We start from the raw sequence: 20,696 nt of genomic DNA, 5'->3' as shown, positions 1-20,696 counted from the left end.
CTTTTCATTTCTAACGATAGTGCTTAACGGTAAATTCAACCAGCGATTTTTTTGCTTTAACGGTTTCTTCTGCTTCACATTGGAAACCACGCACCGTCTCCATCGCACCGCTAATGAGTCCTGCTTCAAAATGATATGTCTGATTAATCTCCGCTTGTTTTCGTGCATCAATGAATGATGACGTTAAGGTAAACAGATCTTCACTACGCTTTTCTTTTACATGAGCTAAGTCACCTAAGCCGATAACGTTAAAGGCAGCAATAAGTTCTTCAATGGTAGTAACCTCAAGTGCCCGACTCATATTTTTACCTAAAATATAAAGGACAGTGTCTTGGTCCTTTCCAAGTAAATCAGGTAATGCCATATATCGTAATAAATCATAGCCTGGGTGAATGCCAGTGGTTTCGTACATTGTTTGTAGTTGGTCTATTTTTTTCATCGAATGTGCCCCCTTGGTAGTTATTATCACGTTTTTTTAAGTGTTCTGCAATCTTTTTCTGTTATAGAGCTGAAAATGAGAAAGGATATGGTGGATGTTCCACTAACCATTAGCTCACTAATATAGTAGTCTGACATATTTTATAACTAAGGTGGTGTTACACTTAAAAAGGTGATTTTAGATGACAGGCAAATATACACGGCCTTTAACGAAGTGAGAACACGAGCCTCTTGTTTATCAAGTGAAGATGAACGAATTAACGACTCACTAATGACAAAAGTGACACCCGCAGGTGCCACTTTTTATCTAGATGATTAAGGCAACGTGTTGCCAGCTTTTTGATAGAGGTGATACCATTCTTCTCGTGTGAGCTTGATTTCACTTGCTTTGGTAATTTGTTTTAAACGATCGGTATTCATCGTACCAACAATCGGTTGAATGTTAGCTGGGTGGCGCAGAATCCAAGCTGTTGCAAGGGTAGTATTTGATACGCCTTTTGCTTCAGCCATTTCGTCTAATGCTTGATTAATCTCAGGGAAATCAGGGTTATTTAAGAATGTACCTTTAATGAGACCGTATTGGAACGGTGACCAGGACTGGATAGTCATATCATTTAACCGGCTATACTCGATAATGGCTTGATCACGGTTTTGTCCGTTTTCATTTGTCATATTCACATTTAGTCCAAAATCAATCATCGGTGTATGCATGAGAGAAAATTGGACTTGGTTGATAATAAGGTCTTCTTTTAAATATTTTTTCAATAACTCAATTTGCATCGGGTGTTGATTACTGACACCAAAATATTTAACTTTTCCTTGTTGTTTTAACTGAGTAAAAGCTTCAGCTACTTCTTCAGGTTCTACTAATGCATCGGGACGATGTAACAGTAATACATCTAAATAATCCGTATCAAGCCGTTTTAAAATTCCTTCTGTTGACGCTAGGATATGTTCTTTAGAAAAATCAAAAAAGCCTTTTCTAATCCCACATTTTGATTGAATTAGAATATCCTCACGCTTAGCTGAGACGTGTTTAAAAGCTTCTCTAAAGACTTCTTCTGACTTACCGCCGCCATAGATGTCGGCATGATCAAAGAAGTTCACACCTAAATCTAACGCGTTTTGAATAATGACTTCGGCTTCTTTTGGTGACTTTTCGCTTAAGCGCATCAAACCTAAACCAATCTCTTTTGCTTGTAAATCACTGGTACCTAGTTGTAATGTTTTCATATGTATTCCTCCCATAAATGCCTCACTTTATTAAGGACTTACATTGTCTATCATAACAGGTTTAGTTTTAAAACGATAATCATATACCTTTAGAATATTGAATAAGGATGTGTTTAACTTCATATTAAATTTTAATAATAACTTTACCGTCTGACATGAAAAAATGTTATGATGGAATTTAGAGTTAATGGAATCTTTTTAGAAAGAAGGGATCAATCGGTGGAGACGGAGTCAATAGATGCAATTGTGCGAATCGAAAAAAACATGCGTTACATTAACGGCATCATCAAGCATAAAGGTCGTGAGATCTTAAAAAACTATTGTATTACGACCCCGCAGTTTATTGCTTTGCAGTGGTTATTAGAAGAGGGCGACTTAACCATTGGTGAGCTATCAAATAAAATAAATTTAGCTTTTAGCACAACAACAGATTTAGTTGATCGGATGGAAAAAAACACATTAGTTGAACGTAAGCGCGATACAAAAGACCGTCGTGTTGTGAGGATCCACCTGTTAATTAAAGGAAAAGAAATTATTCAAGAAGTAATAGAAAAGCGTCAACAGTATTTGGCAGAAGTTTTATATGACATGTCAACGGCAGATATAAATGGTCTCGATGAAACGATGCGGGTACTACTTGAAAAGATGCAGTGGCAAAAAGAACAAAACAACTGATCGAAAATGAGGGATGTAGAAGTGAATCGACCAATCGGGGTTATTGACTCAGGTGTCGGTGGTTTAACAGTGGCACGAGAATTGATGCGTCAATTACCAAAAGAACAATTGATTTATTTAGGTGATACCGTCCGTTGTCCATACGGTCCACGACCGAAAGAAGAAGTCATCACCTTTACCAAACAAATGGTCCGTTTTTTATTAAAAAAAGACATTAAACTTCTAGTGATTGCCTGTAATACGGCAACAGCGTTTACGCTAGATTTATTAAAAGAAACATTGTCTATTCCCGTTCTTGGTGTTATTCAACCAGGGGCAAGAGCGGCGATTAAAGTGACAGAAACAAAAGATATTGGTGTCATTGGTACCGTTGGAACAATTGAATCAGACGCATATCCAAATGCGCTACATAATATTTCTAATGATTTAACGGTGCATGGTCTAAGTTGTCCGCAATTTGTACCACTTGTTGAGAGTGGGAATTTTTCTGTTGAAGCGAGTGAAGATGTTGTAAGACATGCACTTGAACCACTAAAAGTGTATCAAGATCTTGATACACTTATTTTAGGTTGCACGCACTATCCAATCCTTCATGAGCCAATTCAAAAGGTGATGGGGGAACAGGTGAATATTATTTCCTCGGGTGAAGAAACAGCACGAGAAGTGAGTGCGATTTTAAGTTATCAAAGGTTGCATAATGAATCACACAAAACGCTTCCTCATGAATTTTACACAACAGGTTCTGAAGAAATCTTTAAGCAAATTGCGAATAGATGGATGGACCAACCGATTGAACACATTGAACAAGTGGTCATTGACGATAATTCGAATTAACAGACATTAAAGCTACTCCTTATGTGAGTAGTTTTTTGTGTTGATAAACCAATTGATTTTTTAATGGATTTGGCCATTCGCCTGTGTGATATTTTGAAATGATGTGCTTGCTGTTTCTAGTTCTATCTTAGATTATAAGTGGTTAATATAATTAAAAAGGTTGGGTGAGTAAAAATCAAAAATAATGCAGAATAAAACGCGCGCGAGTAGCCGAAAATGTGTTACGATAAGGAAGATAATTAAAGGGGGAACTAATTTTGAGACCAAATAACCGATTAAACAATGAACTAAGAAATATTACGATTGAAACAGACTACGTTAAATACCCAGAGGGATCTGTTCTTATTAGTGTGGGCGATACAAAAGTCATTTGTAATGCGTCGATTGAAGAGCGCGTCCCACCATTTATGCGTAATCAAGGGAAGGGTTGGATTACAGCAGAATACCAAATGTTGCCACGTGCCACCCAACAAAGAAATATTCGTGAAGCCGCTAAAGGAAAAATAAGTGGTCGCACAATGGAAATCCAGCGCTTAATTGGACGCGCGCTTAGAGCCGTTGTTGACTTAGACAAATTAGGCGAACGCACGATTTGGGTTGATTGTGATGTCATTCAAGCAGACGGTGGAACACGTACCGCATCAATTACGGGCGCATTTGTTGCGATGGTGCTAGCCTTAGGTAAACTTGTGGACAACAACGTCCTTGAAACCATCCCACTCACTGATTATTTAGCGGCGATTTCTGTTGGCGTCATGCCGGACGGTGAAAGTATTTTAGACCTTGAATATGTTGAAGACGCTGAAGCGGCTGTTGATATGAATATCGTTATGACAGGTAAGGGTGAGTTTGTTGAAGTACAAGGTACTGGCGAAGAATCAACTTTCACTCACCAACAATTACTTGATATGTTAGCTCTAGCAGAGAAAGGCATTAATGATTTGTTTGAATACCAAAAAGAAGCGATTGGCGCTTATGCGGAATTAATAAACACGGAAGTAAAGTAAGATAACAAAAATCAAAAACACCGCTAAACCAACTTGATTGTTGATTTAGCGGTGTTTCTAATTATTTGATTACGTGTTCTAGATAGAGGTATGTCAATTATAAATCTTCAGTTGTATACTCCGAATATCCCTCATAATAATAACTGACATCAATGCCTTTCAAGTAAAGCTCTCGGTCATCTACTTTATCTGTCAAAGCATCCAACAGTAAGTATCTAATCTCTAAGTCATTAACAGGACTGCGTTCCATAGCTGATAAATATTTTTCTTTATCCACCAAATTCCAATTGATCACTTTATTTAATTCCGTTTTCAAAATTAAATCTAACCAGATTCTCGTGCTACGTCCATTACCCTCGCGAAATGGATGAGCAATGTTCATTTCGACGTATTTCTTGATGATGTCTTTATAAGTGTTTTGTGGCATGCTTTCTATATAGTCAAGAGATGCCTCGAGATACATGACTGGCGCAAATCTAAAGTTGCCTTTCGCGATATTTACTTGACGAATTTCCCCTGCAAAATTGTAAACATCAGAAAATAAGTACCTATGAATGTCTGCTAGTCCTTTAAATGTACCAATCGCCATCTCGTTGATTTTTCCTGTATCATGTAAATCTTTTGCCTTTTGTTTACTGATTTTTTCTTCTGCTTTGGCCAGCGCTACTTGGTCTGATAATCCTAATTTATTATCTAATACCATGATTATTCACCTCTATTTGTATGTGTGTAAATTATGATTATATAATCATTTTACTGGAGTCTACCTCTGGCGTCAAAAAACAGATGCAACATCAAACTTAAAATATAAGGCGACAAGATTATTGAAATAGTTGAAATAATAGTGATAAGATGTCACTATGGATAAGAAATATGATATTAAATATTCTAATAATTATAGGAGTTAAAAAATGGATAAAATATTAATTGCGACGAAAAACCAAGGAAAAGTGAGTGACTTTAAAGTCTTATTTGAACCTAAGGGCATAAAAGTAATCTCGCTGTTAGACTTAGACCCGATTGAGGATGTCGAAGAAACGGGCACAACATTTAGTGAAAACGCCACATTGAAATCAGAAGCGATTGCCACATTATTAAATATGCCAGTGATTAGTGATGATTCAGGTTTAGAGATCGATGCTTTAAACAAAGAACCGGGTGTGTATTCAGCGCGTTATGCGGGACTTGAAAAAGATGATGAGAAAAACATCGATAAAGTACTTGAAAATTTAAAAGGTGTAGCAGAAAAAGACCGTACCGCTCGGTTTGTTTGTGCGATTGCAGTCAGTGAGCCAGGAAAAGAAACAATCGTCGAGCATGGATATTGTGAGGGCAAGATTTTATGTGAGAGACGTGGGGAAAATGGTTTTGGATATGATCCGATTTTTCAGCCGGATGGCGAAATGCGATCAATGGCTGAACTCAATCATAAAGAAAAAGCAGCAATCAGCCACCGAGGAAATGCATTAAGAAAACTTGCTGATTGGATAGAACAGCAATAACAAGGAGATGAACAAATGCCAACAGTATTAATTACAAGTGACAGTCACGGATTTACAGATGAAGTTCAACAATTAAAAGATCAGTATCAAGATAAAGTTGATGGGATGATTCACTGTGGTGACTCAGAACTCGATTACAATCATCCAGCTATGGTTGATTTTTTGAAGGTAACAGGTAACTGTGATTATGATTCAGAGTACCCTGAAGATTTAACGGTAGATATTAAAGGCACGCGCTTTTTTGTAGCGCACGGTCATCATCATAACGTGAAGATGACACTTGACCCAATCACCTATCAAGCATCAGAGCAACAAGCGACAGTTGTTTGTCATGGCCACTCACATTTGGCGCATGCGACAAAGATGGGGGATCAAATCGTTATTAATCCAGGAAGTATTCGTCTACCGCGCGGGAGACGCGAAGAAACGTACGCAATTTTGTCTTGGGATGATCACACTTATAAGATTAATTTTTATCAATTAAACGGCAAAGAAGTAAAAGAGTTAGCCACAGAATATACCTTGTAATGACAATGGGCCAGAGGCCCTTTGTCTTAAGGTCAATATAAAAGTATAGGCATTATTGACCTATATCATGTTAGCGATACGCCTAAGTAAAATACAAAAATACTGAAAAGATATTGACATTGACCGTCAAAAAAACTATAATATAATTTGTCTGTTAGAGAAATAATTGACATTAATTAATCCATGCGGGTGTAGTTTAGTGGTAAAACCTCAGCCTTCCGAGCTGATGATGAGGGTTCGATTCCCTTCACCCGCTCCATTATGTCCCAGTAGCTCAGCTGGATAGAGCAACGGCCTTCTAAGCCGTGGGTCGGGAGTTCGAATCTCTCCTGGGATGCTTTTTAAAACCTCGTAACCATATGGTTACGAGGTTTTTCGTTATGATGTTCCTGCAGCTATAAGCATTTTACGTTATAATGGGTGAGTAGTCTTTTTAATACTTTAGCGAAATGAGGTGAAAACTATGACTTTAAATAGAGATGAGTATGTAAAAGCGACAGATGCAATCAGAGGTTATTTAGAGACAGAATTTGATTTAGAAATCGGTAGTGTTGCTGCGGATCAATTTGTGAAGTTTCTAGAAGAGAACGTGATTCATTTATATGAAGATCAAGCGATTGAAGACGTACGCCAGTTAGTGGAAGAAAAAGCGTGGTCAGTTGATGAAGATATACGCGCACTAAAAGGGATGAAAAATAAATAAATGAACAGTCATAAATGTTTGAAAGTCCTGTTTACTTTTTTATTTTTTAGGGTATCCTTGTAACTAGGATAAAATACATAGATTCATGATTGTGGAGATATAACGAATATAGCCAATGCTAGGAGGTGAAGAAATGAAAAGAAAAAATCAAGATTCAGGTAAGCTTGTCTTGTTCCCGAAAGAACAAACGCGGCTTGAGAAAGAAGCCTTCGACTACTTTAAAAGCCATCAGTATAAAAGAGCTTTACCCGTCTTTGAAGAGCTAATTGACTACGGTATTCATGATGTTGACATCATGGTCGCAAAAGTAACCTGTTTAGCTGAATTAGGAGATTTAAAAGAAGCCGAACGATTTTTAGAAGAATTAATTGACCAACATACAGACGATTATCTGACATACATACATATTTATGCGACGCTGCTGTTTCAATTTCACAAACATAAAAAAGTAAAAGAATTATTAGAAACGGTACTCGTTGACGTGACTGATGCGACATATCGTCATCAATTTGAAAATTTACTAGAAATTAATGAGCCACTTGTTGATGAAGAAGTCAGCTCAGAAATTAATGTAACTAAACGAGAACTAAATGATGCGATTAATCATCACAATACCCTCGCTCAGTGGCATTTGATTAATCATCTACAACAATCTGATATTACACCTTATTTAGAAATATTTAAAACGTTACTAACAAGTGAGACTCATCCAGTTGTTCAGTCGGTGATTATCAGTCTGATGCAGGCAAATCGGATTGATGAGGTGGTTGCGATACATAAATTTAATCAAGAGATGATGCTAAATCCAAAGATATATCCGTATTTTACCGATCACCCGATTTATAAGGCAGTACAAACGATGTTGCACGATTTGGAGGAGAACAATCCTTCTTTTTACCGACTAGCCATGCAAATTCTTGAACGCTATATTTATGTGCGTTATCCTTTCATAGAAGATGAAGATGCCGGTCTTCTTAAAGAAGCGATTGTTTCCATAGTTAATCAAGCTTTTCATGATCCTAAACATGCTGTTTCAAAAGAAGCAGAAGACAAAATGATACAGTTAATGGAGACAGAACAACTCTATTTTTCACTACTAGAAGAATAGAAGCGGTCAATTGTTTAAGAAATTTGTCATCACTTGAACACTAAATCTTGAAACAGAAAAGGTTTATGTTATAATGTAGTGGTTGTAGTTTGCGTTCGGTTGTGAAACAGAGCTAAAGTATCATAGATGAACGGCAAATAATATTAATATATATGTAATGATGGAGGGAATTTTAATGACAGCTAAATGGGAAAAAAAAGAAGGCAATGAAGGTCTTCTTACCGTAGAAGTATCAGCAGAACAATTCAACGAAGCGCTTGATGAAGCCTTCAAAAAAGTCGTAAAAGACGTACAATTACCAGGGTTCCGTAAAGGACGCATTCCTCGCGGCATGTTCGAACAACGCTTTGGTGTAGAGTCACTTTATCAAGATGCAGTAGATATCGTTCTACCAGAAGCTTATTCTAACGCAGTTGACGAAGCAGGTATTGAACCAGTTGATCAACCAGAAATCGATATTACACAAATCGAAAAAGGTGAAGCACTACACTTTACAGCAAAAGTAACAGTGAAGCCAGAAGTTGCACTTGGTGACTACAAAGGGTTAGAAGTAGAATCTGTAGATGTTAACGTAACAGATGAAGATGTCGAAAATGACTTAGGTAACCAACGTCAATCACTTGCTGAATTAGTGGTAAAAGAAGAAGGCGCAATTGAAAATGGCGACACTGTTGTTATAGATTTCGAAGGTTTCGTTGATGGCGAAGCATTTGAAGGTGGCGCAGCTGAAAACCATTCATTAGAAATTGGTTCAGATTCATTTATTCCTGGATTTGAAGAACAATTAATTGGTAAAACAACGGGCGAAGAAACAGAAGTAGAAGTTACTTTCCCAGAAGAATACCATGCTGAAAACCTTGCAGGTCAACCAGCAACGTTCAAAGTTAAAATCCATGAGGTAAAAGCAAAAGAATTACCAGAAATGGATGATGAGTTTGCTAAAGATGTGGATGATGAAGTGGAAACACTTGCTGAACTTAAAGAGAAAACAAAGAAACGTCTTGAAGAACAACAACAAAACGAAGCGGACGCAGCTGTGCGTGAATCACTGATTAACCAAGCGACTGAAAATGCTGATATTGACATTCCAGAAGCAATGGTTGATTCAGAGTTAGACCGTATGGTACGTGAGTTTGAACAACGCTTACAACAACAAGGTATGACGCTTGAAATGTATACACAATTCTCAGGTCAAACAGAAGATCAACTGAAAGACCAAATGAAAGGTGATGCTGACAAACGCGTTCAAACAAATCTTGTTCTTGAAGCAATTGCTCAAGTTGAAAACCTTGAAGCAACAGATGAAGACGTACAAGAAGAACTTCAATCAATGGCTGAAATGTACAACCTAGAAATGGAACAACTAACACAAATGCTAGGTGGTAACACAGACGCGATTAAAGATGACCTTAAATTCAAAAAAGCAATTGACTTCTTAGTAGACAATAGCGTAACGAAGTAAGTTCACTGATTATATGATGGAGTAAAACAAGGCGATCTAAGATCGCCTTGTTTTCTACCATTTAAAGTGTGCTACACGCAAATCGAATGATGCTATGTTGACATAGAAAAACCCAACATATTTTTTTTGGTCTTTTTTAATGGCCTACTTAAAATTAAAATATCAGGTATAGGGCATCTTTTTAAAAGACATCGGTTGTGACTTATGATAGAATACATATGCTTTTGTAATTAAAAAGTAAAATATTTGGCGATTAGAGAAGATTTGAAGCGGGATAAGGGCTATTATTTTAATTCTTTAAGATTCTTTGATATGATAATGAAAGTAAACAAAATCAATCAATATGATGGTGTTATTATAGAGAGGTGAACTGAATGTATAAATCTAACGAAGAAAAAGGACAGTTAAAATGTTCTTTTTGTGGTAAAAGTCAAGATCAAGTAAGGAAATTAGTCGCAGGTCCTGGGGTATATATTTGTGATGAATGTATCGACCTATGTGCTGAGATTGTGGAAGAAGAATTAGGTACAGATGAGGAAATGAGCTTTACTGAAGTACCAAAGCCTCAAGAAATCAATCAAATTTTAGATGATTATGTCATCGGTCAAACAAAAGCAAAACGCAACCTTTCTGTTGCGGTGTATAATCACTACAAACGCGTTAACGCGCCAAAAACAACCGGTGATGTCGAACTTCAAAAAAGTAATATCGCCATGATTGGACCGACAGGTAGTGGTAAAACATTGCTTGCTCAAACTCTTGCGCGTATTTTGAATGTACCATTTGCGATTGCCGATGCGACATCTCTGACTGAAGCAGGCTACGTTGGGGAAGATGTTGAGAATATCTTACTTAAGCTACTTCAAGCAGCGGATTACGATGTCGAAAAAGCTGAAAAAGGGATTATCTATATCGATGAGATTGATAAAGTCGCACGTAAATCAGAAAATCCATCAATTACACGTGATGTTAGTGGTGAAGGTGTACAACAAGCGTTACTTAAAATTTTAGAAGGTACTGTCGCAAGTGTACCACCACAAGGGGGGCGTAAGCACCCACATCAAGAGTTTATTCAAATCGATACGACCAACGTATTATTCATCGTTGGGGGAGCTTTCGACGGCATTGACCAAATCATTAAGAGTCGCTTAGGTAAGCGTGTGATTGGGTTTGGCGCTGAAACGGACATTAATGATATGGACAAAGCACAACTCTTACAAAAAGTTTTACCAGAGGATTTACTCAAGTTTGGTTTGATTCCAGAATTCATCGGTCGTTTACCGATTATTGGAGCTCTTGAACCACTTGACCAAGATGCGCTCGTACAAATTTTAACGCAACCGAAAAATGCACTCGTTAAACAATATAAACGTTTATTTGAAATGGATAGCGTTGATTTAGAATTTGAAGACGATGCCCTTGTTGCTATTGCTCATAAGGCGATGGAACGAAATACAGGTGCCCGTGGTCTTCGTTCGATCCTTGAAGGGATTATGCTTGATGTGATGTATGAATTACCGTCACGTGAAGATATTAAGACATGTGTCATCACAAAAGCAACAGTTGAAGATGAAGCAAATCATCCGAAATTGTTACTTGAAGATGGCTCAGAGCTTGCTTAATGAAAAGGATAGGAACTATGAATCCCTTGTGTCTCACAAGGGATTTTCTATTCCTTATCTAATATATGATAAATACTAACCATCAATACGTGCGGATACGTATTGAGTTTTAAGAGAAGAGGGATGGGATGGCGAAAAAACCACATATACCACTCGTACCACTAAAAGGCACAGTTGTATTTCCGAACGTCGTCATGCATTTAGATATTGGTCGCAAAGTATCGATTGATGCGGTTGAGAAAGCAATGGCTGGGGATAGACGCGTGATTTTTGTTGCCCAGCGTGATACAAGTGTGAAGGTACCAAAACAAGAAGAATTGTTTACAACAGGTGTTGTTGGCTATATCAAACAAATGTTGAAATTACCAAACGGCACGTTTCGTATCTTAGTTGAAGGACTCTACCGGGCTGAAACGTCAGCTATGACGAAACATGATGACTATTATATCGCAGATGTTGATAAGTTATCTGAAGTCAAGCCAGAAAGTGAATTAAAAGAAGATGCGTATATTCGGTCAATTTCAGATGGGTTCAAACGTTATGTTGACTTATCACCAAAATTATCAAAAGAAACGTATCAAGATATTATGGACATTGATGACCTCTCCCATGTTAGTGACGTGGTGAGTTCGTATTTAAATATCAAAGTGAGTCAAAAACAACTGTTGATTGATCTGATTGATTTGGAAGAGCGGGCTAAAGTACTGATTCAGATGTTGTCAAATGAACAAGAATTACTAAAGCTTGAAAAACAAATCAATCAAAAAGTGAAAAAGACAATTGAACAATCACAAAAAGAATTTTATCTTCGTGAACAAGTAAAGGTCATTCAAAAAGAACTCGGCGATAAAGATGGTAAACAAAAAGATGTGAGTGATTTACTTAAGAAAATTGAAGCTAGTGATATGACAGATAGGATTAAACAACTGGCCAAAAGTGAATTGGACCGGTTTGAGCGGATTCCACAAACGTCAGCCGAATCTGGTATTATAAGAAATTATCTAGACTGGTTAATTCAGTTGCCTTGGCAAGAGATGACGCCTGATATGTTAGATATTCATAAAGCTGAAAAAGTACTTGATCAAGATCACTTTGGTTTAGAAAAAATTAAAGCCCGAATCTTAGAATTTATTGCGGTACAACAACTAACCCATGATTTAAGTGGCCCCATTTTATGTCTTGTCGGTCCACCGGGGGTTGGGAAAACTTCGCTCGCTCAGTCTATTGCCCGGGCGATGGGGCGCCGGTTCACGCGTGTCTCACTAGGTGGTGTTAAAGATGAGTCAGAAATTAGAGGCCACCGCCGGACATATGTTGGGGCGATGCCGGGTCGTATGATGCAAGCAATGAAAAAGGTCGGAACAGTTAATCCAGTTATTCTGTTAGATGAGATAGATAAAATGGCCAATGATTTCAGGGGTGACCCAGCTTCAGCTATGCTTGAAGTGCTTGACCCAGAACAAAATCATCAATTTAGTGATCACTTTATCGAGGAACCGTATGACTTAAGTCAAGTACTTTTTCTTGCAACGGCTAACCAGCGTGATGGTATTCCTGCACCACTCTTAGACCGGATGGAAGTGATCCAATTATCAGGGTATACAGAAATTGAAAAGCAATTTATCGCCAAAAACTATCTTGTACCTAAACAAGTAAAAAAACATGGTTTAGATGGCAATCATCTACAAATTCGAAAAGATGCCATTTTAGAACTTGTCCGGCGCTATACGAGAGAAGCGGGCGTAAGACAACTTGAGCGTCAAATTGCGAGTCTCGTTAGAAAAGCAGCTCGGCAACATCTTGATGCACCTGAAACGCGGATTGTCATGACGAAAAATAAATTAGTCGATTTTCTAGGACATCCCCCGTATCGCTACGGCGAGCGTGAATCAGAAGATTTAATTGGAACAGCGACAGGACTTGCATACACGGCCTTTGGTGGCGATATTTTAAGCATTGAAGTCAGCGTTGTTCCTGGGAAAGGTAAGTTACAATTAACTGGTAAGTTAGGCGATGTCATGCAAGAATCAGCTCAAGCAGCGATGAGTTATGTTCGCTCAAGACAAGACGTGTTAGAGCTTGAACCTGATTTCTATGAGAAAAATGATGTTCATATTCATGTGCCTGAAGGTGCCACCCCAAAAGATGGCCCATCTGCCGGGATTACGATGGCGACTGCTTTGATTTCTGCCCTTACGAAACGGCCAATCAAAAAAGAAGTTGGTATGACGGGTGAGATTACGCTACGGGGTCGGGTGTTACCAATTGGCGGATTAAAAGAAAAATCATTGAGTGCCCATAGAAGTGGCATCACGACGATTCTATTTCCAAAGGATAACGAAAAGGATCTTGAAGACATTCCTCAGAGTGTTAAAAATCATATGACTTTTATTCCGGTTGAACATATGGATGATGTCCTCAAATATGCATTAGTGGAGGTGAAGTAAATGAAAGTAACAAAATCTGATATTACAATTAGTGCTGTTGCCCCAAAACAATACCCTAGTGAGGGATACCCTGAGATCGCTTTAGCGGGTCGGTCAAATGTTGGGAAATCCTCATTTATTAATAAAATGATTAACCGTAAGGCACTTGCACGAACGTCATCAAAGCCAGGAAAGACTCAAACGTTGAATTTTTACTTGATCAATGAATTCTTTCACTTTGTTGATGTGCCAGGTTACGGCTATGCGAAAGTTTCAAAGACAGAACGTGAGGCGTGGGGTCGGATGCTGGAGACCTATTTCTCTGAACGTGAAAATTTAAAGGCAACCGTTCTTGTCGTTGACTTACGCCATGAGCCATCAAAAGATGATATTTCAATGTATGAATTTCTCAAACATTATGAGTTGCCGGTCATTGTTGTGGCGACGAAACTTGATAAGTTAAAGAAATCGCAAATTCATAAACATATTAAACGTGTCAAGGATACACTTCAGTTAGAAGCAGGCGATGTTGTTGTTCCGTTCTCGAGTGAAACTGGACAAGGTAAAGATGACGCTTGGCGAGAAATAGAACGCTTTCTTTAATCAAAGAAACCACCTTTTAGTCTGTGACTCAAAAGGTGGTTCTTTCTGTAAAATGAATGAACATTATTAATCTAAATGAGCGATGTCATCCTTATTATTTTCGTTTGACAAGTAAGTAAATCCCAAAAATAATTAGTCCGACTGGCCAGTATATCTCTAGTAATGACATAAATGATTCAATGTAATATTGAAAAGCGGTATCACTTTTAGATAATAGTGTAAATAAACCAATCCCAATTAAAATGAAACTTACCCATAAGCCTTGTTTTGTTTGTTGGTAACGAAGTAAAAAGGCAAGGCCGACAATAATGAAATAAACGCTCCGCTCATCGACCCAGGTTGGATAAAATTGATTAAGATAAAAATGAAGACCAAGTAGAAGTAAAATACCGCCAGGTAATAATTTGTCGTAATCACGATGATTATAGCCGGTAAATAGAAAAATCCCTCCAACAATGATGAGTAGTATTGGCCAAGTTGCTAAATCACTGATCATCGGTATGTAGATTTGTTGACTCAAAAAATATAGACCTAAACCAATCAATAAATAGGCAGCTAAGTGATGATGTTTTTTCAATAATTGTTCCACTCCTCTCTTTCCCGCGACATGAGTTGATTTTTCATTTAAAACTATGATACCGTGTAAAAGGTTACATACTCATGAAACGTATCATTATTTTATCACGTTATGACATAGAACTCTATCACTTATCATAAAGTCAAGTAAGTACATATTATTATACTGCAGGAGGTGACCCGACGCATGCTACATGTTTTCTCCATTAATAATCAAGCCGTATCACTTGATGAGCGTGAACAATACGTCTTAAGTGAATCCGAAAAAGCGGTCCTTTACCAGCAACTATCACAGGAAACCGCCACACAAGTTGTCATCTTATCAACCTGTCAACGGTTTGAAGTTTATATCGAAGCCACCGGTGCCATACAAACTCAAGTAAAAGAGATCTTACGTGCCTTTTTTGGCTTGACACCGGCTGTCTTTCAGCATCAGTTTGTTGAATACTCAAGTGATGCTGCTCTTACTCATCTACTACAAGTGTCTACAGGATTACTCGCACACGTGTTAGGAGAAACGCAAGTGTTAGGCCAAGTAAAGACAGCTTATCAAGAAGCCGTTACATATGAAACAGTTACTAAATCGTTTCACACGATTTTTCAATCAGTGTTTCGCTTTAGTAAACAGATGCATAAACAAACAGGGATCAATGATCATCCTGTTTCACTTAGCTATAGTGCTTATCAGTTTATTGCATCAAAAGTGACGACACCGCAAACCATTTTAGTTCTTGGTGCTGGTAAGATGGGGCGATTGTTTATTGATTATGCGGTTAAAAGCGAACATAAGCTGATCGTTTTAAATCGTGATCAATCGAAGTTATCACACTTACCTGAAGCAGTGATAAGGGGGGCGTTAGCCGACTGGAGCGCTTATATTGCATCAGTAGATATCGTCGTCTCATCGCTTGAACTAGAGTCACCACTCATTACTTATCAGGATTTAGAAGACAAGGAAATTAAGCGTTTATTGTTGCTTGACTTAGCGCTGCCTAGAAGTATTGAATCAAAGACGCAAATGCTACCTGGCATTGAACTGTTTGATTTAGACCAATTAGGTGAGATCATCGATAAACATCACTTTGTGCGTCGACAAAAAGCAACCGTCATTATGAATCAGATCACAGCTGAAGTTGAAAGGCTAAAGCAAACACTATATCAACAACGCTTTGATGATAAACGGCGTACACAGTTTCTTTTTCGGGATCAATTATTAACTGAGACAATGGCAGATATTGATCGTCACCTACCAGACCTTAAACAGAAGCAGCGGACCATCATCAAGCATCACGTCAAACAAGCCGTGACAGAGGCGCTTATGTCAAATAATAGTGAAGCTGTTTCAGCTAATGCATTTTTTAATACAAAGGAGAGAGACCATGACCAACACTAGACCAAAAGCTAACCAATTGTTTCTAAAAGCCGCTGAACTCATGCCAGGTGGTGTCAATTCACCCGCGCGCGCTTTTCGTTCTGTCGATTTGACGCCTGTATTTGCTGAAGCAGGTGAGGGTGCTTATTTAACCGATGTCGATGGCAATCGGTATATTGATTATATTTTAAGTTGGGGGCCGCTCATCCTAGGTCACCGGCACCCAGCTGTTGTTAAGCAGCTCTCCGAAACATTAATGAAAGGCACTAGCTTTGGCTTACCGACAGAAAAAGAAAATCAACTGGCGCAAGCTGTGATTGAACGTGTCCCATCAATGGAGATGGTTCGGATGGTAAACTCAGGAACAGAGGCGACGATGAGTGCCTTAAGACTGGCACGTGGGGTAACGAACCGGAATAAAATTTTGAAGTTTGAAGGGTGTTATCACGGTCATGGTGATTCCTTACTCATTAAAGCAGGCTCTGGTGTCGCGACCCTTGGCTTACCAGATTCACCCGGCGTAACAGACGCCCTAGCAAAAGATACGATTACCGTTCCTTATAACGATATTGAAAGCGTAAAACTTGCTTTTAAAGAGTACGGTAACGAACTAGCATGTGTCATCGTTGAGCCAGTTGCTGGTAATATGGGGGTCGTGCCACCGGTTGCTGGCTTTTTAGAAACGTTACGTGAATTGACCGAAGACTACGGGAGTTTACTCATTTTTGATGAAGTGATGACAGGGTTTCGGGTCGGTTACTACGGTGCCCAGGGCCATTTTGGTGTGACACCTGATTTGACGTGTCTTGGTAAAGTGATTGGTGGGGGATTACCGGTTGGGTGTTACGGTGGAAAGAAAATCTATATGTCAGAGATTGCTCCGAGTGGTAATATTTATCAAGCTGGCACACTGTCTGGTAATCCCCTTGCGATGACGGCCGGCTTATCTACGTTAGACAATCTAACGGAAACAAGTTATCAACAATTAAACGAGCGGCTTAATCAATTAAAGCAGGGCTTTTTAGAGAAAAAAGAACAGTACAACATTCCGCTCCAAGTCAATGTTGCCGGGTCTATGATTGGGATTTACTTTAGTGATACGCCAGTTTATAACTATGAAACGGCTAAAAATAGCCGCCATGATTTATTTAATCATTATTATCAGACGATGTTGACAGAAGGTATTTTACTTCCACCTTCACCATATGAAGGGGTCTTTTTATCAACAGCACATACAAAAGCAGATATTGACCGCACGATTGAAGCTATTGATGTAAGTTTTAAAGCGCTCCAAGCACACGTATAGATCAGATAACTTTCATCATCCCCTTAGATCGTGACGAAACGAAGTGACACAGTGTTGATATAAGGGGATGGTGTTTACAACAAAATCGCAGAGAAAAGGTTAGTTATCCCGCCGGTCTTGTTGTTAAGACAGCTAACCCAAGCCATCAGACGCTCTCAGATGGGTTTAGCAATGATGATAAGCGGAAACGGCCAATTATTCTAACTAAATAAAAAGATATGTTGATTTTATTCATGTTATTCGCTAAAATAAAGAACAGAAGAATAGCGATACGATGATGAGGAAGAGTAAGGTATTAATCTTTACAGAGAGAGAGTTCATGGCTGAAAAACTCTTAAGTCATTAATACACTGAAGGTAGCCTCGGATGTAGCTTAATTGAACAACAAGTAGGTTAAGCCGGTCACATACCGTTATCAATGCATGAAGTGTATAGCAATTGTGCTATAAACAAAGGTGGTACCACGGAAATGTAACTCAATTCGTCCTTTATTATTAAAGGGATGATTTGAGTTTTTTATATTTAAGGGAGGCAAAACAGATGGAAAACACACACAACTTACCGCCAAAGTACGATTCAACGGCTGTAGAACAAGGCCGCTATAAGTACTGGGTAGACGGTAAATTCTTTGAAGCGAAAAATGATAAAACGAAACAACCTTATACGATTGTTATTCCCCCGCCAAACGTGACCGGGAAATTACACATCGGTCATGCGTGGGATACGACGCTGCAAGACATTGTTACGCGGATGAAAAGAATGCAAGGCTATGATGTTTTATATTTACCAGGGATGGACCATGCTGGTATTGCCACACAGGCAAAAGTTGAAGCAAAACTAAAAGAGACAGGCGTTAGTCGTTATGACTTAGGCCGAGAAAAATTCTTAGAAAAAGCTTGGGATTGGAAAGAAGAATATGCCTCGTTTATTCGCACGCAGTGGGAAAAGATGGGGCTTGGTCTCGATTATTCACGTGAACGCTTTACCTTAGACGAAGGACTATCAGAAGCGGTCAAAGAAGTCTTTGTGAAGTTATACGAAGAAGGTTTAATTTACCGCGGGGAATATATTATTAACTGGGATCCACAAACAAAAACAGCGTTATCAGATATCGAAGTTATTCACGAAGATGTGATGGGACACTTCTATCACATGAAATACCCATTAAAAGATGGATCTGGTCACATTGAAATTGCGACAACTCGTCCAGAAACGATGCTAGGAGATACGGCCGTTGCGGTACATCCAAAAGATGAACGCTACCAACACCTGATCGGTAAAAAGGTGATCTTGCCGATTGTGGGTCGTGAAATCGAGATTGTTGCAGATGATTACGTTGACATGGAATTCGGTTCTGGCGCGGTGAAAATCACCCCAGCCCATGATCCAAATGACTTTGAAATTGGAAATCGTCATAACTTAGAACGCGTACTCGTCATGCATGAAGACGGTACGATGAATGAACGCGCCGGCAAATACGAAGGACTCGATCGTTTTGCGTGTCGTAAACAAATCGTGAAAGACTTACAAGATGCGGGTGTGTTATTTAAGATAGAAGAACATATGCATGCGGTCGGTCACTCGGAGCGAAGCGGGGCCGTTGTAGAGCCTTATCTTTCTACACAATGGTTCGTTAAAATGCAACCACTCGCAGAAGAAGCGATGAAATCACAAGCGAATGACGATGAGAAGGTAAACTTTGTCCCAGAACGTTTTGAAGGCACTTTCTTACGTTGGATGGATAATATTCGTGACTGGTGTATTTCACGTCAACTATGGTGGGGACATCGTATTCCGGCTTGGTACCATAAAGAAACCGGTGAAGTCTATGTCGGTAAAGAAGCACCAACTGACATTGAGAACTGGGAGCAAGATAACGATGTATTAGATACATGGTTTTCATCTGCCTTGTGGCCGTTTTCAACTTTAAACTGGCCAGACATTGAAGATGAAGAATTTAAGCGTTACTTCCCAACCAATGCGCTCGTGACTGGATACGACATTATCTTCTTCTGGGTTGCGCGAATGATCTTCCAATCGAAACACTTCACTGATGAGCGTCCATTTGATGACGTACTGATTCATGGTCTTGTGCGTGATGGGGATGGTCGTAAAATGAGTAAATCACTCGGTAACGGAGTCGATCCAATGGATGTCATTGAAAAATACGGGGCTGACTCTTTGCGTTACTTCCTAGCGACTGGCTCAACACCAGGCCAAGATTTGCGTTTCCAGTGGGAGAAGGTTGAATCAACTTGGAACTTCATTAATAAGATTTGGAATGCATCGCGTTTCGTATTAATGCATGCCGAAGGCATGACAGTAAAAGACATTGACTTTAGTGAGCACCGTAACGTGAGTGATGAGTGGATTCTGACGCGTCTAAATGAAACGATTGCGCTCGTAAACAAACATACAGATCGTTACGACTTTGGTGAAGCGGGTCGTCATTTATATAACTTTATTTGGGATGAGTTTTGTGATTGGTACATTGAAATGGCAAAACTTCCACTCTTTGGTGAAGACGAACAAGCAAAACAAACAACCCGGTCGGTGTTAGTCTATGTACTGGATCAAATCCTACGGATGTTGCATCCAATGATGCCATTTGTCACAGAAGAAATTTGGCAACACCTCCCTCATGAAGGTGAGTCAATCACAGTTGCCAAGTGGCCAGAGGTGAATGAACAAGATATGAACCCAACAGCCGCAGAAGAAATGAAGCGTCTGATTAGCATCATTCGTTCTGTGCGTAATATTCGTTCAGAAGTCGATACGCCGATGTCAAAACCAATCGACTTATTGATTCAAGTCGATAATGCTGAAGTGAAAACAGCACTGGAAACTCAATCACATTATATCGAAAAGTTCTGTCACACAGAACACTTAACTATTGATACTGAAGTGAGTGTCCCAGAAAAAGCGATGTCTGCGGTTATTACGGGTGCGGAACTGTTCTTGCCACTTGAAGGTTTGATTGATGTAGATAAAGAAATCGAACGTTTAAATCAAGAATTAGCTAAGTTAAATAAAGAAGTTGAACGCGTTGAAAAGAAATTATCCAATCCAGGCTTTGTGAATAAAGCGCCTGATAATGTTGTTCAAGAAGAACAGCGTAAAAAGTTAGATTATATGGATAAGCGGGAGAAAGTAACCGCACGCATTAGCGAATTAACGAAATAAGTATGATATAACCGTATTGTCATAGCGAAAGGATATAAGCACGCGCTTATATCCTTTTTCTATGCCACAACCAAAAAACAGGACTTTTCTAAGAGTTTTACTAGAGTTTTAAAAAGAG

The 20,696-nt window shown here is 38.9% G+C and carries 18 protein-coding genes, 2 tRNA genes and 1 other annotated feature; of the genes, 16 read left to right on the top strand and 4 right to left on the bottom strand.

Annotation, left to right across the window (positions count from 1 at the left end; genetic code table 11):
- Positions 1–10: 10 nt before the first annotated feature.
- Both BM098_RS00820 and BM098_RS00815 read right to left on the bottom strand, forming a co-directional pair.
- Positions 11–439, bottom strand: coding sequence for a DUF2507 domain-containing protein (locus BM098_RS00820; RefSeq protein ID WP_089829393.1), 429 nt, complete (start codon positions 437–439; stop codon positions 11–13).
- Positions 440–753: 314 nt separating this feature from the next.
- On the bottom strand, positions 754–1,671 hold the full coding sequence (locus BM098_RS00815) for an aldo/keto reductase (protein WP_089829391.1): 918 nt from the start codon (positions 1,669–1,671) through the stop codon (positions 754–756).
- A gap of 264 nt (positions 1,672–1,935) precedes the next feature.
- Here BM098_RS00815 and BM098_RS00810 point away from each other — a divergent pair, with 264 nt between their 5' ends.
- From BM098_RS00810 to rph, 3 genes are all read left to right on the top strand, one after another.
- Positions 1,936–2,346 (top strand): MarR family winged helix-turn-helix transcriptional regulator, encoded by a 411-nt coding sequence (locus BM098_RS00810; RefSeq protein ID WP_234987372.1) that lies wholly within the window; start codon positions 1,936–1,938, stop codon positions 2,344–2,346.
- A gap of 6 nt (positions 2,347–2,352) precedes the next feature.
- Positions 2,353–3,180, top strand: coding sequence for a glutamate racemase (gene racE / locus BM098_RS00805; RefSeq protein ID WP_089829387.1), 828 nt, complete (start codon positions 2,353–2,355; stop codon positions 3,178–3,180).
- Between the two features lie 257 nt (positions 3,181–3,437).
- Entirely contained in the window at positions 3,438–4,187 is a 750-nt protein-coding gene (gene rph, locus BM098_RS00800; RefSeq protein ID WP_089829385.1) for a ribonuclease PH, read from the top strand.
- A gap of 97 nt (positions 4,188–4,284) precedes the next feature.
- On the opposite strand, the gene fic is transcribed toward rph, so the two are convergent.
- On the bottom strand, positions 4,285–4,890 hold the full coding sequence (gene fic / locus BM098_RS00795) for a protein adenylyltransferase Fic (RefSeq protein WP_089829384.1): 606 nt from the start codon (positions 4,888–4,890) through the stop codon (positions 4,285–4,287).
- Between the two features lie 208 nt (positions 4,891–5,098).
- Between fic and BM098_RS00790 the strand changes: the two genes are divergently transcribed.
- The 10 genes from BM098_RS00790 (at position 5,099) to yihA (ending at position 14,141) form a co-directional block, all read left to right on the top strand.
- A complete protein-coding gene (locus BM098_RS00790; protein ID WP_089829381.1) occupies positions 5,099–5,689 on the top strand; it encodes an XTP/dITP diphosphatase in 591 nt (196 codons plus the stop codon).
- Between the two features lie 15 nt (positions 5,690–5,704).
- Complete coding sequence (locus tag BM098_RS00785) at positions 5,705–6,217, top strand: YfcE family phosphodiesterase (RefSeq protein ID WP_089829379.1); 513 nt, start codon at positions 5,705–5,707, stop codon at positions 6,215–6,217.
- Between the two features lie 185 nt (positions 6,218–6,402).
- Positions 6,403–6,476: transfer RNA gene (locus BM098_RS00780), tRNA-Gly, on the top strand.
- 4 nt (positions 6,477–6,480) lie between these two features.
- Positions 6,481–6,554: transfer RNA gene (locus BM098_RS00775), tRNA-Arg, on the top strand.
- A gap of 126 nt (positions 6,555–6,680) precedes the next feature.
- Entirely contained in the window at positions 6,681–6,920 is a 240-nt protein-coding gene (locus BM098_RS00770) for a DUF2164 family protein (RefSeq protein ID WP_089829377.1), read from the top strand.
- Positions 6,921–7,053: 133 nt separating this feature from the next.
- Positions 7,054–8,028, top strand: a complete 975-nt coding sequence (locus BM098_RS00765) for a tetratricopeptide repeat protein (protein ID WP_089829375.1) — start codon at positions 7,054–7,056, stop codon at positions 8,026–8,028.
- Between the two features lie 175 nt (positions 8,029–8,203).
- The gene (gene tig / locus BM098_RS00760) at positions 8,204–9,490 is read left to right on the top strand and encodes a trigger factor (RefSeq protein WP_089829373.1); all 1,287 of its coding nucleotides are present in this window, start codon (positions 8,204–8,206) and stop codon (positions 9,488–9,490) included.
- A 374-nt stretch (positions 9,491–9,864) separates the two neighbouring features.
- Positions 9,865–11,112 carry an ATP-dependent protease ATP-binding subunit ClpX gene (gene clpX / locus BM098_RS00755; protein WP_089829371.1) on the top strand — a complete coding sequence of 416 codons (1,248 nt, stop codon included), beginning with the start codon at positions 9,865–9,867 and terminating at the stop codon, positions 11,110–11,112.
- Between the two features lie 128 nt (positions 11,113–11,240).
- Positions 11,241–13,559, top strand: coding sequence for an endopeptidase La (gene lon, locus BM098_RS00750; protein ID WP_089829369.1), 2,319 nt, complete (start codon positions 11,241–11,243; stop codon positions 13,557–13,559).
- A complete protein-coding gene (gene yihA, locus BM098_RS00745) occupies positions 13,560–14,141 on the top strand; it encodes a ribosome biogenesis GTP-binding protein YihA/YsxC (protein WP_089829367.1) in 582 nt (193 codons plus the stop codon).
- 94 nt (positions 14,142–14,235) lie between these two features.
- On the opposite strand, the gene BM098_RS00740 is transcribed toward yihA, so the two are convergent.
- On the bottom strand, positions 14,236–14,718 hold the full coding sequence (locus tag BM098_RS00740) for a LiaF transmembrane domain-containing protein (RefSeq protein WP_089829365.1): 483 nt from the start codon (positions 14,716–14,718) through the stop codon (positions 14,236–14,238).
- Positions 14,719–14,904: 186 nt separating this feature from the next.
- Here BM098_RS00740 and hemA point away from each other — a divergent pair, with 186 nt between their 5' ends.
- From hemA to BM098_RS00725, 3 genes are all read left to right on the top strand, one after another.
- The gene (gene hemA / locus BM098_RS00735; RefSeq protein ID WP_089829363.1) at positions 14,905–16,110 is read left to right on the top strand and encodes a glutamyl-tRNA reductase; all 1,206 of its coding nucleotides are present in this window, start codon (positions 14,905–14,907) and stop codon (positions 16,108–16,110) included.
- Complete coding sequence (gene hemL / locus BM098_RS00730) at positions 16,097–17,395, top strand: glutamate-1-semialdehyde 2,1-aminomutase (protein ID WP_089829360.1); 1,299 nt, start codon at positions 16,097–16,099, stop codon at positions 17,393–17,395. The genes hemA and hemL overlap by 14 nt, the downstream gene beginning before the upstream one ends.
- Before the next feature lie 265 nt (positions 17,396–17,660).
- Positions 17,661–17,887: a binding site (T-box leader), on the top strand.
- A 48-nt stretch (positions 17,888–17,935) separates the two neighbouring features.
- Complete coding sequence (locus BM098_RS00725) at positions 17,936–20,578, top strand: valine--tRNA ligase (protein ID WP_089829358.1); 2,643 nt, start codon at positions 17,936–17,938, stop codon at positions 20,576–20,578.
- Positions 20,579–20,696: the final 118 nt, after the last annotated feature.

Source organism: Halolactibacillus halophilus (assembly GCF_900115605.1).
Lineage (GTDB): Bacteria > Bacillota > Bacilli > Bacillales > Amphibacillaceae > Halolactibacillus > Halolactibacillus halophilus.
The sequence above is the reverse complement of the archived record's forward strand: the minus strand, read 5'-3'. Positions and strand labels throughout refer to the sequence as shown.